The 1,340-nt window shown below is 67.2% G+C and carries 1 protein-coding gene and 1 pseudogene; both read left to right on the forward strand.

Annotated features, from left to right (window positions below):
* A pseudogene (locus E1264_RS42655) lies at window positions 1-492 on the forward strand (hypothetical protein); the annotation flags it as partial.
* Between the two features lie 20 nt (window positions 493-512).
* On the forward strand, window positions 513-1,160 hold the full coding sequence (locus E1264_RS42660; protein WP_132183272.1) for a hypothetical protein: 648 nt from the start codon (window positions 513-515) through the stop codon (window positions 1,158-1,160).
* The last annotated feature ends 180 nt before the right edge of the window (window positions 1,161-1,340 follow it).

Genomic DNA, 1,340 nt, shown 5'->3' on the forward strand with positions numbered 1-1,340 from the left:
GGGTGGGCGGGGGTGGCTGCGGCGGTGTTCGGGGTCGGCACGGCGCTGGTCTTGGACGAGTTCGCGCTGGTCCTGCGTCTGAAAGTCGTCTATTGGAGCGAACAGGGGCGGCTGTCGGTCGAGGTCGTGTTCATCACCGTCGCGTTGTGCGGATTGCTGCTGCTGGGGCTGCGGCCATTGGGCATGGACGAGGTCGCCGGGGACGGGATGTGGACGATCGCGCTCATCCTCGTCCTCGATCTGTGCCTGGCCTTCGTCGCGCTCCTGAAAGGCAAGGTCTGGACCGGGCTGATCGGGTTGTTCATCGGGGTGGTGGCGTTCGTCGGGGCCGTCCGGCTGGCCCGGCCTGAATCGCTGTGGGCCCAGCGGCGGTATGCGAAGGGGTCACGGAAAGAGCGGCGTGCACAGGTGCGTGAACGCCGATATCGGCGGCCCCTGCAGCGGCTTGGGGATTGGCTGAGCGACCTGGTCGCCGGACGTCCGTCCGGGTAGCGGATCCGAAGGGGGCAGCGGTGGCGTCGAAGACCGAGGTGAACGCCGTGGCCTTGGGCGGGATGCTCTTCCTGGTGCTACGCCTGCTGGCGGTCGCTCACTATGACTGGCATGTCGCGTTCTCGCTCGCCGAATCGGTCAATTTCGACGATGTGATCGGTGTGGTGGTGGGCACGCTGCTGGGCGCCGGAACCCTGACCGGTGTGGTGCTGGCGATGGTGCTCCCGCTCGCGGTCGCCCGGCACGTCCACCACGTGGTGCGGGGCGAGTGGCGGCCGCATCAGACCGTTTTCCTGGCGGTGCTCGTCGGGGTGCTCGTGGCCGCGCTGATCACGTTGCGCAGCTGGCCGGGGCTGGTGGTCGCGCTGGTGGTCAGCACGTCGGTCTTCACGGTGATGTGGCGGCGCGGGCCGCTCAGGCCGTACCTGTCCAAGATTTTCGCGCATATGGGCGTCGTGATCGGGCTGGCGTTCCTCGGCCTCGGCGGACTGACCGACACGGTGTGGGTCCCCGAGCAGCGCATCGGGTTGCGCGACGGCACCACGATCACCGGTTATGTGATGGAGGTCCAGAGCCCCTACACCGAGGTTCTGACCGAGGAGGGCCGTGACATCCGCATCGTGATGTCCGGTGAGGTGGTGTCCCGCACCGATGCCGACGACCCGTGACCGTGGTCAATGCGGGTACCGGCGGGGTCTGCGTGGACGATCTTCTCCGTGACGTCGTCGAATCCGCCGCCCGTAGATGTTTTCTGGAAGGACCGCGAACTATTACCGGGGGCTTGGTCGTCTGACTGTGTGGTGGCCGTGGACATCGGGGGACCACGGCCACCTCCATCACGATTCCGC

It is taken from the genome of Actinomadura sp. KC216 (assembly GCF_004348535.1).
GTDB lineage: Bacteria > Actinomycetota > Actinomycetes > Streptosporangiales > Streptosporangiaceae > Spirillospora.